This is a genomic window from Chryseobacterium sp. JAH (assembly GCF_001507335.1).
Classification (GTDB): domain Bacteria; phylum Bacteroidota; class Bacteroidia; order Flavobacteriales; family Weeksellaceae; genus Chryseobacterium.
Window position 1 is genome coordinate 1 of sequence record NZ_LMAH01000012.1, and the last position, 13,721, is coordinate 13,721.

The window sequence follows — 13,721 nt, forward strand, 5'->3', positions numbered from 1 at the left end:
AAGTTCTTCGTTGAAGTAATTTTCAAAGAGTTGGCTTTAGTAATCGTTTGATCAGAGTTGTAATCTGCCGCAGTGGCATAGTTAAAGTCAACTGTATTACCGATGGCTGTACTTCCGCTGTCGATAGAGATTACATCTTTCAGGGTAATGTTTACCGTTGTTGTAGCTGTAGTATTTTGAGCTTGAACATTGTTAGTTCCTAATATGATGGCTCCGATAGTTAAGGCTGCGATTGCGAATTGTTTTGTCATGATATTAATCTTTGATTTTATTTCTTATTTAATTGTTCTCTTTTGAACACTACAAATCTACGGCGGCGATAAAAGTTTATTTGTAGTTGAACATGGAAGTTCATGTAGTAAAATAACTACATGACTATTCATTTGGAAAATAGAAAAACCCCCAATACATTGCGTGTTGAGGGCTTATGTAAATTGCTTTTTGTTTATTATAAAGCTGTTGCAGTATACGTTACTGTTTGCGTATACGTTCCGGCCGGTTTACCTAAGATATCAGAAGATGATGATTTCGACGCCGGAATGGTGTAGTCCAGATTCAATGTCAAGGCGCTTCCAAGCGGAGCATTTGATACTAAAGTTTGATCAGTTTCAGATAAAAGAATTATTAATTCGGTTTAAATAGAAAAACCCCCAACACTTTGTGTGTTGAGGGCTTATATAAAATTACTGTTTGTTTTTATTATAAAGCGGTAGCAGTATACGTTATTTTTTGCGTGTAAGTCCCCTTAGGTTTTCCCAAAAGTACCTTCGATGCTTTATCTGCTGAAATAGAATAGGCAATATTTAAAGATTGTTTTGCTCCAGAACTTGCGTTGCTTACTAATACTTGATCGTTTGTAGATAAGGTGACCTCATTCAGGGTTCCCATCAAATTTCCGCCAGCTATTGCTTTTACCTGTAGTACATCCACTGGAATTACGTTTGCGCCACTTATGAAGTTTGCGCCTTCAGATTTTACTTTTACATCGAAATTTTTGGAGGAAATGATGACCAAACTATTCGGCACGGTCACATTTTTTGAAGCGTTATAATCTGTTGTATTTACGTAATTAAAATCTACAGAGCCTTGTGAAGCAGCACTTCCCACATCCATTGATATAACATCTGCTAAAATAATGTTAACGGAAGTATTAAACTGCTCAGAATTTTGTGCCAGAACTTGGTTACTTCCTAAAGCGATTGCTCCCAGAGACAACGCAGTGATTAAGATTTGTTTTTTCATGATAGGTGACTTAGAGATAATGAAAGCTGTAATTCAAAATTAATTGTACTGACAAATATCATTAAAATCAAATTTAATAACATTATCTGACATGACCAAACTTTGTTTTTTATTTTTTAACTAATTAACAACGTGAGAGCTATGTGAGATTTCTACATAATAATCATAATCTTATTATTATTTCACCATCAAATGATAAATGAATGTAGATTTTTTAACGCAGTCATTATCTATTGAAGATATCTGCACAAACTGTACCAAGATATTTACCCATGCTACGTTGCAATAAAAGACAAACAAAAAATGCTGTAAATATTAATCTTTACAGCGTTTAGATTATCATGGTTTGTGAAGAGAGTGGATTCGAAAGTATATCCTTCAACATCTATTATCCTCGATTCTTTATTATTCAGATGAGATTTGGGAAATGCATAACTTCTGTAGGTTATGCATTTCTATAGATCATTATAGAATGTTTACATGAAAACTACCTTTTTTATTGCATGTAATTTTTAAACTCTTCCACCATAATTTTAACCTGAATTGGTCTTAGTTTTTCATCTACTTCTAATCGATTGTACAGTCCTGTCTTTACAATGACAATTTTTTTATCAGGAATCATGATGATAAACTGACCTAAAAATCCGTAAAAGAAACGGTATTTAGTATCACTTTCATCATCAGCCCAAATACTAAAACAGAAAGCATCGTTTTCTTGGGTGGGAGTCAAAAGATTTCTACAAAAATCTTTACTAAGAAGTTGTTGTCCTTGCCAGTTTCCTTGCTGCATGATAAACTGACCAACCCTTGCAAAATCTTTGGCACTTGCATGAATGCAGCAGAACGCTTTTTCTATTCCTTTTTCATCCGTACTCCATTTTGCAGGATACTCCATTCCCAATGGTTTCCATAGCTTTTCGGAAAGGTATGCTGCGAGGTTTTTCCCCACAGCCTTTCTCAATGACATACCTAAGAGTTGCGCTGAAATGCTCTGGTATTCATATTTTTCTCCGGGCATTTCTTTAAAATCTATATTAAAAGCCTGGTCAGCGAGATCATCTATGAAATATTGTTTAGAGTTTTCTGCAAACGGATGATGATATTCTTCATTCCAGTCAAAGCCGGCCTGCATGGTCATCAGATGTCTGAAAGAAAGAAATTGTCCGAACTTACTCTTTTTGTAGGATGGAAATATTGTTGATATTAGCTGATCTTCAGATTTGATATAACCATCATCTATCGCAAAGCCGACTAAAATTGAAAGAATGCCTTTTGCCATGGAGAACGAGTTCATCAGTGAAGAAGATTGATGATCTTTCCAATACTGTTCATAAACCAATTTATTGTCACGGATCACAACAAGTGATGATGTACGGGTTTTTTGAAAATCCTTCAGAATATTTTCTGATAACTTATAACTATTGTAAGAACTGTCTTTTGTCCAGAAATTCGGATGCAGATTATCAATAAGCAAAGATGGAAATTTTTCTTCATCATCGATTGACGGTGTAAGAGCTCCCTTTTTTAAGTTTATTGCTACTGCTTTAAAAATATATCCATAACCTAAAATATAAATAGCTGCAACTGCTGATGATATTCCTACTGTAACGACAGTCCATACTTTTTTCATGCTGAGTTTATTTATTATAATCTATTTAAAAGTATAGAAAGAAAATTACGTACCGATTAATCAGTAGAAAATTAATTCTGCTTCTTTATTTGCTTGTTGATAAAATTTCACGGTAAATTTCTGTATAAATAAGAAAGGTACTCTGGCAGGCTGGCCTCCGTTAATCTTTAGAAAATATAAATAATCAAATTACAAAGTCATTATGGAGACAAACACCAAGTGCTTAATTCAAACATTCAAAAACGGCATAACTTTGTCTATCATTAATAAATTGAAAGCTGATGCTCTCCAGAAAAAAGGTTTTTGATACAATAGAAGCAAATTTGCAATCAGGTCTGTCGGCAGATGGAAGAGATTTTGTGTCATAAAAAAAATATTTTGGACATCTTTTAAAAAAGATCTAAATACTTTCATCGTTTCAAGTTTTTTTTTAACATCGTGTCAAATCTATCTATTATGAAAAAAATATTACTTACAGGAGCAACGGGATATATCGGGAAAAGAATGATCAGTGTGATCACGGAACAAGGTTATACAGTAGTCTGTTGCAGTCGTGATGTAAGCCGTTTTTCTAAACCTTCCGGAATCAAAGATGAATTGATAGAGGTTATAGAAGTAGATTTTTTAGATGAAAAAACTTTAGAGAATATTCCGCAGGATATTTCCGGGGCTTATTATCTAATGCATTCTATGAGTGGCAATGGTGACTATGAAGAAGCTGAGAAGATATGTGCTCAGAATTTTGTTACAGCAATCGAAAGAACAGATTGTGAACATATCATTTACTTGTCAGGACTTGTCAACCAAAAGGAATTATCAAAACATTTGAATTCCAGATTTCAGGTCGAGAAAATCCTTATGAAAAGTAAAGTTCCCGCAACTGTTTTACGTGCTGGGATTATCATTGGATCGGGAAGTGCCTCATTCGAAATTATCCGCGATTTAGTGGAAAAATTGCCGGTAATGGTGACTCCAAAATGGCTGGAAACCAAATGTCAACCGATAGGAATCGCCAATGTTCTGGATTTTCTGATTTTTACATTATTCAAAAAAGAAACTTATCATAAAAGTTTTGATATTGGTTGTGATGATATCCTAACTTATAAACAGATATTATTAGGCTATGCCAAAGTGAGAGGCCTGAAAAGAACGATCTTTATTCTACCGGTAATGACACCAAAATTGTCGTCATACTGGCTGTATTTTATTACGTCAACGACTTATAGCTTGGCAAGTTCACTGGTTGGAAGTATGAAGATAGAAGTAGTATGCGATAAGGAAAGTTTAGACCAGATTAAAAACATAACGGGCATCCATCCATTCTCATACGAGAGTGCTTTGCAAAGAACGATGGAAAAAATTCAGGCAAATGAAATCCGTTCCAGCTGGAAAGATAGTTTTATAAGCAGTAGAAATGATTCTTCACTAAAGGAATTTATAGAAGTTCCCCATTTCGGTTGTTTCAAAGATGTTAGAGCTATAAAATACGATGATCGGGATAAATGCCTCAACAGAGTTTTTAGTCTAGGCGGAAAAAATGGATGGTATGGGCAGATTTTCTGGAAGGTGAGAGGATTTCTGGATTTAATGGTTGGCGGTCCTGGTTTAAGAAGAGGCCGCACGCATCCTACATTGCTTCACGAGGGAGATGCTTTGGATTTTTGGCGGGTGATTTATGCAAACAGGGAAGAGGGGAAACTGATTCTTTTTGCTGAGATGAAATTACCTGGAGAAGCGTGGTTGATGTTCAAACTATACAAAGGGAAACTTTGGCAGAAAGCAGTTTTCAGACCCAAAGGGTTGCTTGGAAGATTATATTGGATTTCTGTTTTACCATTTCACGGTCTTATTTTCAAAGGAATGCTGAAAAGATTAGCTCTTGGTTTGTAATATGATTCCGGTTACCATCAGCTAAGTGGAAACAGTTTTCATATCATCCTTCGAGATTCTACTAAATGATGTACTGTGTCGTAATACAAGCGTCAATAAGCTGGCGGTGGTTTAATGTTAAGTGCTCAGTTTTAAAATTTGTCGATTACTTTTGTATTATATCTTTTTTAAAGCTGAAGCCTTATGAACTGCAGTTTTACCCGTTTTTTCGCTCATCACTTCATATTGCGGAGTTTCTTCTGATGCTCTTCTTTGTCTATTCATAAATACAAAATCATTGGTGTGGATCTTGATAATTATTCCTTGTGTTTCCCCAAACTGGAATTTCCATTTCACTTTATCTCCTTTTTTTAACATTATTTTTATTTTTTATGATCGAGTAGGGCTAAAGAATATACACAAGTAATCATCAACTTGCGGTATAACACTACTGACAAACGAAACAAATACTGTACCTAGTGACAGATCCTGTGATAAAGATATCTGAATAAAATATGTTCATTTCACTGTAATTTGAAATATGAACTTGGTATTTAAATTTAATGATTTTAAAGTTCAGTATCGTTATTCTACCAGTACATTGTGAGCACTTTCAATCAGTTTTTATAATTAATGTTTAAGTAGAGAAAATAATTAAGGTCATCATCTTTTGCCACCTCTATTTTTTTCTACTATCTCATATACCACTACTTGCAGGTAATAAAAAGAGTTTTGCATATCTTTGTCAAATTTATGAATATGCAAGAACTTTTGTCCGAAAATAGCTTCAGCTTAGATTTAATTATTCAGGCATTAGCTTCCTCTCCGGCACCAACATCCATTTATTCAGGGGAAGATATGATCATACGTTTTGCAAATGAGGGCATGTTGGCACTTTGGGGTAAAGACGCGTCTGTGATAGGTAAACCGTTAATGGAGGCTATTCCAGAACTTGAAGGACAACCGTTTTTAAAGCTACTACAAGAGGTTTGGCATTCCGGTAAAACCTATTCTGTTCATGAAGCACCTGCAAAATTGATAAAAAATGGTGTGGAGGTGCTTGATTATTTTGATTATGAATATAAGGCGCTTACTGATCATGATCATAAAACATGGTGCATACTCAATACAGCACTTGAGGTAACCGCTCGTCGTGAATTTTTACAGCAATTGCAACAAAAAGAAGAAAAAGAACATGCACTTAATGAAGAGATGGCTGCAACACTTGAAGAACTGACCGCCACAAACGAAGAACTCAGTGAATCTATAAAACAGCTTGACGAAAGCAGGAATTATATCAGGACAATCATTGAACAGGCTCCTGTCGGAATTGCCATGTTAAAAGGACCTGAACACACTATTGAAATCGCCAATCCGGCTATTCTTAAAATATGGGGACGAAAAGAATCGGAAGTAATTGGCTACATGCATGAGAGTGCCCGTCCAGAATTACGCGGCCAGCCTGTAAATGGATGGCTTAAAGAGGTTTATGAAAGTGGGAAACCCCAAATAAATACCGAATTTACTGTCAGACTGCATCATAATGGTGGATTAAGAGAAGCTGTCGTCAACTCGATATATCAGCCTATCTTTTCTGACCGCGGTAATATTTCAGGAGTTCTTGTTATTATTGAAGAAATCACCCAACAGGTCTTGGCACGTAGGAAAAATGAAAATGACCAGCAGATGTTGGCTTTGGCCATAGACGCAGGAGAACTTGCTACTTTTTATTACCAGCCTGTAACGAATCTTTTCTCCGGGAATAATCTACTAAAAACATGGTTTGGACTGTCGTCCGAAGAAAGTTTAGATCTTTCTCTTGCATTAGCGGTCATTGTGCCAGAGGATAGAGATCGAGTTATTGCAGCAATCTCTAATTCACTGAGTAAAGATTCTGATGGTCATTATTTAATAGAATATAAAATTCAGAATAAAACAGACAAAAAGATTAGACTTTTACAGGCCAACGGAAGAGTTTTCTATGATAATGAGGGTAATCCGCTAAGCCTTAATGGTACTCTGAGGGATATTACAAAACAAAAGAAAGAGGAGGAGAGAAAAGATGATTTTATGGGTATGGTAAGTCATGAACTTAAAACGCCGCTCACATCACTCAAAGCATTTATTCAGATTTTGCAACGAACGGAAGTAAGTAAAGAGAACCCAATGCTGCAAAATGTATTGGAAAAATGTTTGAAGCAGGCGGATTATATGAATAATATGATCAATGGTTTTCTTAATGTATCTCGATTCGATTCCGGACAATTGCATATTGAAAAAACAACTTTTGATTTCCAATTACTATTTTCGGAAATTGAGGATGAAGTTCTCTCAACCAACCCTGCCGGTAATTTTATTTTTAAGTCTTCCGGAGAAACATCGATCATTGCTGACCGCGAAAAGATATCGCAGGTACTCCATAACCTTGTAGGAAATGCAATCAAATACTCACCTTTCGGAACGTTGATTACTGTAGAATATTTAATGATAGGTGACAATCATTTAAAAATTAACGTTCACGATCAGGGAATAGGAATATCGCCCGATGATCAGAAGAGAATATTTGATCGCTATTACCGTGTAAAAGATATCAACAACAGATCCATAGCAGGATTTGGTATAGGACTTTATCTTTGTAAGGAAATTATTGAACTCCATAACGGAATTCTTCAGGTGGATAGTGATAAAAATATAGGTACCGTTTTCTCATTTACTTTGCCGATTGATGGTAAGAAACTTCGGGAATAAATTTGCAAATGATCCATATCGATTCCTACAACGATAAATTAATCATTAAATTTAAATATAAAATATGTCTATCACAAAAGAATCTGAACTTATCGGAATGCAGAAAGTGAGTGAAGCTGTTGCATATACTCTAAAAGAAATGAAAAAATTTGTCAAGCCTGGGATTACAACGAAGGAGCTCGATGATTATGGTGCGGCGATATTAAATGATTTTGGTGCAAGATCAGCTCCCTATTTAACTTATGAATTTCCAGGCTGTGCTTGCATTAGCGTTAATAATGAATTCTGCCATGGAATTCCTTCAAAAAATACTGTTTTAAAGGAGGGTGATTTAATCAATATTGATGTGTCTGCCGAATTAGATGGTTTTTGGTCAGATAACGGTAACTCATTTGTAATTGGCGTAGATATTCATCAACATCAAAAATTAGTGGATGCGTCAAAGGAGATATTAAAGAAAGCTATCAACTCAATCAAAGGTGGAGTGAAAATATCTGATGTGGGACATCTTATCGAGACCGAGGCTAAAAAGAAAGGTTATAAAGTTATTAAAAATTTGGGTGGACATGGTATTGGCAGAAGTCTTCATGAGGATCCGGAAGAGCTCTTGAACTATAGAAACCGTTTTGACCAAAGACGATTTAAGAAAAATTCTGTTGTAGCAATCGAAACCTTCATTACAACAGATTCTTCTTACGCGGTAGAACTCAATGATGGTTGGACGATGGTCGGAGACAAGGGTGGATTTATGGCACAGCACGAACATACAATTCTCATAACTGATGGAAAACCAATAATCTTAACAGAGTTGAACGGTATTTGGAATTAGACCGAGATTTTATTTTTTTCAGATAAGTTATCATATGCATTCTGATAATTAATAAAAATATTACATAGGACAGAAATGCGCTTCAATTTATTTCTTTCTGCCTGTACGGTAAATCTTTATGTATATTCGGAACCTCACAGGATGCAGTTGCAGTTCATTGAACTAAGAAAATAACCTGCTTTAAAAGTTTACTCTATATACTCTGGCTTTTTCATTTAAATCTTTTGATTTATTGAATGTATTAATACAAAAAACATTATCAAGTAGGTATGAATTGCATTACCCGGGAGCTGAGGATCAAAAACTTAAAATATTGGGAGTATGGCTAAGGAACTGAGGGCGGAGATTAGAACTTCGAAAAAAAATATGTAGTTGAGAATATCTTACTCAAATAAATAAAAAGCTTTCATTTTCGGAAACTTCAAACACACATGATGAAGAATTGCGATTGTGGGATATCGTAAAAATAAAAAAAGGTTAATAAAATAATGGCTCAACTTAGTTTATTTAGCGCCGAAGAATTCTATGATTTTCCACAGGATCTGTTAGAGTTCAGAGAACATTTCCTGACGATAGAAGAATCGGATCTGCTTTTTTCTCAACTTCTTGAAAATACTCCTTGGAAACAGAGAACCCAGAAGATGTATGATAAGAAAGTATTGACTCCACGTCTGACAGCGTGGTATGGTGATAGTGAAAAGTCGTATAAGTTAGGAGGAAGCCAATTTGAAGTGAATGCCTGGACGCCTGAATTGTTGTCTTTAAAGACCAAAATTGAAGATGCTTTTGGATACCAATTTAATTCAGTGCTATTGAATTTATATCGTGACAATAATGATTCTGTAGCATGGCACAGAGATAAAGAAAGCAGATATGGTGACCGTCCTGTTATTGCCTCTTTAAGTCTTGGACAGACCCGAAAATTTGACTTCAGAAAATTGAACCATCATGAAAGTAAATACAGCATTCCGCTTCCGCATGGATCTTTATTAATAATGAAAGGAGATCTTCAGGAGCATTGGGAGCATAGGATTGCCAAGTCCAGTCTGAATATGAAAGAACGAATTAATCTTACTTTTCGGTTGGTAAGTGAACTATAATACTCAGGATGTAGAAGTCACCGTTTTCTTCATTCCCGAAATGATGCGCTGGCGATGGATGAAGCCCCAGTCTGCAATTGTGTTCGTTAGTTGTTTAAGTGATTTTCCGTAATCAGTTATTTGATATTCCACGGCAACAGGTGCTGTATTGAAGACATGACGCTCGATCAATTCATTAATTTCAAGGTCCTTAAGCTCACGGCTGAGCATCTTGCCGGAAATACCTTTAACCTCCTTCAGCAATTCAGAATACCGCATCGGTTTATAACAAAGGCAGGCAATAATGGACATCTTCCATTTACCGTTTAAAATTTCCATCGTATCACTGATCGCCAATATTTTTTGGCTGCAGTCCTTTACCAGATCAAATTCTTGTTCCATATCATTCACTTGGTTACTCGTTTGTCACTATAACTTTTTGTCACTTAGTTACAAAGATACACATTGAAGACATAACTTTGCTCTTTCAATTTATAAATGACAAAATGGAATTAATCAAAAACTTGAAATGGCGTTATGCTGTCAAGAAATACTCAGATGAGAAGGTCAGTGAAGATAAGATTGATCAAATTGTTGAAGCTATCAATCTTACCGCATCTTCTTGCGGAATACAGCCTTACCGAATATTGGCCATCACCAACCCTGAAGTAAGGCAACGGTTGGGAGAAGGTTCATTCAATGCACAAATTCATGCCTCTTCTCATTTACTGGTCTTTGCCGGATTCAATGAAATAAGCATTGACTATATCAGAGACTATGTTGAGATGATGGAACAGCAGCGAAATTTGGAAAGCGGAGCATTGAACACATTGAAAGACATGCTGATCGATTATTTTTCTGCCCAAACACCCTCACAAAATGTGATCTGGTCTGATAAACAGGCATATATTGGCCTGGGTACAGCCCTGATTGCTGCTGCAGAGCTTAAAGTGGATGCCACACCAATGGAAGGGTTTGACCCGAAACTGTTTGATGAGGTTTTAGGTCTATCCGAAAAAGGGCTTCACGCTTCGGTCATCTTATCATTGGGCTACCGTGATGAAGCTAATGATTTCCTGGCTTCCATGCCGAAAGCCAGGTTACCTATTAATGAATTTTCGACCAAAGTACATTGAAATGTCTGAAATAAGAAAGGATTTTAGTTTTCTGAACGGTGAAAATTGGTGATTAAAATGGAAGCTCTGACATTTGTCGGGGCTTTTTTATCATTAGCCAGTACCTGGGAAGTCACTCCTAAATCCATATCCATAGTACCGCTTATTTTTCCGTTTTCCACAAAAGGAGTATTGGTGAATTCAACAAGACTTTTTCTATGCGTACTTTATTTTCGATCAGCACCGAATTTGAACAATCTGTAGCAGATTTTCCCTATTTAAAGGTTTTAATCAATTATTGGTTAAGCTTGGGAAATACTTCAAACAAAGATTTGCCAAAAACTGAATAATCCTTTCCAGCAAGTTCAAGCATGGATCTCTCCACTGAAAAACGAATTAATCTGACTTATAGGTTCGTGAATAAGCTCGTTAGGTATTCTAAATTTCCAATATTAGAATCTTAATAAGAGCTTACTGCACTGAACTAAATTTTGAATTTAATCTTTAATGTTGTTGAGTCATCTTTAAGCTGTAGGTAATTCAAAGTAGAAGGTGGATCCATTTCCAAATTCGCTTTCTGCCCAAATCTTTCCACCATGAGCTTCTATAATTTCGGCACTGAGGTACAATCCAATCCCAAAACCTGCAATAATACTTTCCTGCTCGACTCTGTAGTATCTGTCAAACAATCTAGCAAGATTTTCAGGCTTAATACCTATTCCTTCATCTTTGACAATTACTCTAATACATTCGTTCATTTTTTCAAAAGAGACACTGATGGTAGTTTTGTTAGCTGAATATTTTACGGCATTACCCACTAAATTGTTGATAACCTGTGCCAGTTTTAGACGGTCTGCATTGACGATTATTGATTTTGGTATGGTGAAAATAAGATCGTGTGTCGAATACTGAATTTGATAGTCTGCTTGAATTTCTTTAAATAATTCAGAAAGGTCAAAATCCGTTCTATCGATATGTAATTTACCGGATTCGAGTCTTGATATATTCAAAAAACCATTGATCATTTCAGTCATATTTTTGACCTGTTTCAGGCTCTGGGCAGAAGCTTGTTTTACAAACTGGTCATCAGACTTCTCTGCTTTTCGCAATAACAGTTGCAGGTAGGTATTGATTGAAGTTAATGGAGTTTTAAGTTCATGGGAAACCATGCTTATGAAGTCATTTTTTCTGATCTCGTCCAATTTTTTTTCTGTAATCTCATGGATAACTCCCGTAAAATATTCTTTACCATCCTTTTCTTGAACTTCGCCAATCGCACGAACCCACCTTTTCTTTTCATCGCGATAACCGATAATTTGATATTCCATATTGAAACGCGTGCCTTCCAAAAATGTACGCTCAACATTTGCAGCTACAGAAGCACGAAAGTCAGCATGTATCTGATTGACAGCTGCCTCATACGGCATAATTTCGTCTGGGTAGAACCCAAAAAGCTCTTTAAGTTTAGGTGAAGCTTTAAAGGTGCGCTCATCAGCGCTGATTTGAAATGTCCCTAAACCTGCTGCATCAACCGCCATTCTTAAATATTCTTCCGCACGTTTTATCTCTGCACCAGATAAATATTGATCCGTAATATCCATCACAACGCCAGTGAATGCAGAAAAAGCCCCGGAAGGATCAGCTTTTAGATTGCCTATTGCACGAAGCCAACGGAGCCGCTTGTCATGGAGTCCGATAACAGGGTAGGTAACATCATAATCACCATTGTTGTAAATAGCATTTTCGAGCTTTGCCGCTACAATAGGCCGGTGTTCCTCAGTAATCTGTGCCAAAGCCTGTTCTATGGATAAAGATTCATTTTCATAATAACCGAACAATTCCTTTAAGCGGGCATCAGTAGTAAACTCTCGGGTAACGGAGTGGATGAACCATGTTCCGAAATTTGCTGCATTAACTGCCAGACGGAAGGCGATCTCGCCTTCTACAATCTTTTCATTGGCTTTTATTAATTCATCATTTACTTCGGCTACTTCTTCCAGCGTAGTTGCCAACTCATGATTGGTATTTTCTAAATCTTCATTGAGTTGTTGAAGGGTTTTAGAATTAATTTCCAGACTCTCTTCCCACTTTTTCCTATCTGTAACGTCTCTTGTTGCTCCTGCAACAGCTTCCAATTCTCCATCTTTATCCAGGACAGGAGTAAAAATATAGTCATAGACGCGTTTACCTAATGTAGCATGGGGAAATGATACCTCTCCACGGATAGGAAGTTTGGTTTTCTTTATCTCATCAATTTCTTTTTCATGCATTTCTGCATGCCAAGGTTCATAACCATTTTCTAACAAATTTTTACCAATAGAATCTTCCCATGATTTACCCCACATGTCGAGCAAAGCCTGATTTGCATAAGTAAAACGGTAGTCAAGGTCAAAAACATATAACAAATCTGGTGTAGATGAAGTGACGGTCTCGTAAAGTCTTTTCTGCCGATCAGATTTTTCCTGGGTGATACGAAGTGCTTTTTCAGCATCTTTTCGAAGTGTTATATCTTTTGCAGTTCCAAGCCACTCAATAATTTCGCCTCTTTCATCTAATATCGGTATTGCCTTTGAAAAAGTCCAACCTGGTGTACCATCAACTCTCTGAACACGATGCTCAAGCTGAAAAACTTTCTTTTCTCGAATACATTCCTCGATTGTCGCATTGACGATCTCAAGATCTTCTGGATAAACATTGATTAATTTCCAATCTTTGGTTGGCTCATTGGCATCTTTTAGAAATCCTCTTCCGTCTAATTCACGCATTTCCGCCCAATCCGGGCTTAAAGAGTAAACGACATCAGAGGTAGCTTCAATAAGTGCTTTCAAACGATTTTCTGTTTCGGCAACTCTTTGCTGTTCAGAACTATGTTGATTAGAGAAATTTGTCATGGTGTTTCTACTGAAATAAAATAAGTAAAAAATAAACCTTGGATTTTATTGAAAAAAAGATCTATACTTAGATATCATATAAATATTTTTCAGAAAACCCGAAATAGAACTGATACGCAAATTCAAAAATATTAAAAGTAAAAACAAACTCAAAATATTTTGAATAATTTTAAAAAGAAAAATTAAAAACCGCAGGTCTGATTTACGGACGAATTCTAGATAAACTATACGGAGCAATAATACTAGAATTTTCTAAGCAAGAGTTGAGCCTTTCTTTTAGTAAAGTTAATTTGTAGTATTTTCAGTTAGCTTAGTAAA

Annotated in this window: 12 protein-coding genes and 2 pseudogenes; 6 read left to right on the top strand and 8 right to left on the bottom strand. The window is 36.0% G+C overall.

Features of this window, described 5'->3' with window-relative positions:
• The 4 genes and pseudogenes from AR685_RS17395 to AR685_RS17405 form a co-directional block, all read right to left on the bottom strand.
• A pseudogene (locus AR685_RS17395) lies at positions 1 to 251 on the bottom strand (peptidoglycan-binding protein LysM); the annotation flags it as partial.
• 197 nt (positions 252 to 448) lie between these two features.
• A pseudogene (locus tag AR685_RS18415) lies at positions 449 to 625 on the bottom strand (peptidoglycan-binding protein LysM); the annotation flags it as partial.
• Between the two features lie 74 nt (positions 626 to 699).
• Positions 700 to 1,242, bottom strand: a complete 543-nt coding sequence (locus tag AR685_RS17400; RefSeq protein ID WP_059125385.1) for a hypothetical protein — start codon at positions 1,240 to 1,242, stop codon at positions 700 to 702.
• A gap of 496 nt (positions 1,243 to 1,738) precedes the next feature.
• Positions 1,739 to 2,872 (bottom strand): serine hydrolase domain-containing protein, encoded by a 1,134-nt coding sequence (locus AR685_RS17405; RefSeq protein WP_059125386.1) that lies wholly within the window; start codon positions 2,870 to 2,872, stop codon positions 1,739 to 1,741.
• A gap of 456 nt (positions 2,873 to 3,328) precedes the next feature.
• Here AR685_RS17405 and AR685_RS17415 point away from each other — a divergent pair, with 456 nt between their 5' ends.
• A complete protein-coding gene (locus AR685_RS17415; protein ID WP_059125388.1) occupies positions 3,329 to 4,762 on the top strand; it encodes an SDR family oxidoreductase in 1,434 nt (477 codons plus the stop codon).
• A gap of 156 nt (positions 4,763 to 4,918) precedes the next feature.
• On the opposite strand, the gene AR685_RS17420 is transcribed toward AR685_RS17415, so the two are convergent.
• Complete coding sequence (locus AR685_RS17420) at positions 4,919 to 5,119, bottom strand: DUF2945 domain-containing protein (protein WP_047443796.1); 201 nt, start codon at positions 5,117 to 5,119, stop codon at positions 4,919 to 4,921.
• A 381-nt stretch (positions 5,120 to 5,500) separates the two neighbouring features.
• Here AR685_RS17420 and AR685_RS17425 point away from each other — a divergent pair, with 381 nt between their 5' ends.
• The 3 genes from AR685_RS17425 (at position 5,501) to AR685_RS17435 (ending at position 9,418) form a co-directional block, all read left to right on the top strand.
• On the top strand, positions 5,501 to 7,489 hold the full coding sequence (locus tag AR685_RS17425) for an ATP-binding protein (protein WP_165592840.1): 1,989 nt from the start codon (positions 5,501 to 5,503) through the stop codon (positions 7,487 to 7,489).
• 64 nt (positions 7,490 to 7,553) lie between these two features.
• A complete protein-coding gene (gene map, locus AR685_RS17430) occupies positions 7,554 to 8,318 on the top strand; it encodes a type I methionyl aminopeptidase (RefSeq protein WP_059125389.1) in 765 nt (254 codons plus the stop codon).
• A gap of 488 nt (positions 8,319 to 8,806) precedes the next feature.
• Entirely contained in the window at positions 8,807 to 9,418 is a 612-nt protein-coding gene (locus AR685_RS17435) for an alpha-ketoglutarate-dependent dioxygenase AlkB family protein (RefSeq protein ID WP_047443798.1), read from the top strand.
• A 3-nt stretch (positions 9,419 to 9,421) separates the two neighbouring features.
• On the opposite strand, the gene AR685_RS17440 is transcribed toward AR685_RS17435, so the two are convergent.
• On the bottom strand, positions 9,422 to 9,799 hold the full coding sequence (locus AR685_RS17440) for a winged helix-turn-helix transcriptional regulator (protein ID WP_059125390.1): 378 nt from the start codon (positions 9,797 to 9,799) through the stop codon (positions 9,422 to 9,424).
• Positions 9,800 to 9,903: 104 nt separating this feature from the next.
• On the opposite strand from AR685_RS17440, the gene AR685_RS17445 reads away from it, so the two are divergent.
• Positions 9,904 to 10,533: a nitroreductase family protein gene (locus tag AR685_RS17445; RefSeq protein WP_059125391.1), complete on the top strand. Its 630-nt coding sequence runs from the start codon at positions 9,904 to 9,906 to the stop codon at positions 10,531 to 10,533.
• A gap of 23 nt (positions 10,534 to 10,556) precedes the next feature.
• Here AR685_RS17445 and AR685_RS18205 read toward each other — a convergent pair whose 3' ends face one another.
• Entirely contained in the window at positions 10,557 to 10,694 is a 138-nt protein-coding gene (locus tag AR685_RS18205) for a hypothetical protein (protein WP_165592841.1), read from the bottom strand.
• A gap of 36 nt (positions 10,695 to 10,730) precedes the next feature.
• On the opposite strand from AR685_RS18205, the gene AR685_RS18340 reads away from it, so the two are divergent.
• Positions 10,731 to 10,862, top strand: a complete 132-nt coding sequence (locus AR685_RS18340; protein ID WP_262483885.1) for a hypothetical protein — start codon at positions 10,731 to 10,733, stop codon at positions 10,860 to 10,862.
• A 174-nt stretch (positions 10,863 to 11,036) separates the two neighbouring features.
• On the opposite strand, the gene AR685_RS17450 is transcribed toward AR685_RS18340, so the two are convergent.
• Positions 11,037 to 13,403 (bottom strand): PAS domain S-box protein, encoded by a 2,367-nt coding sequence (locus AR685_RS17450; protein ID WP_059125392.1) that lies wholly within the window; start codon positions 13,401 to 13,403, stop codon positions 11,037 to 11,039.
• Between the last annotated feature and the right edge of the window lie 318 nt (positions 13,404 to 13,721).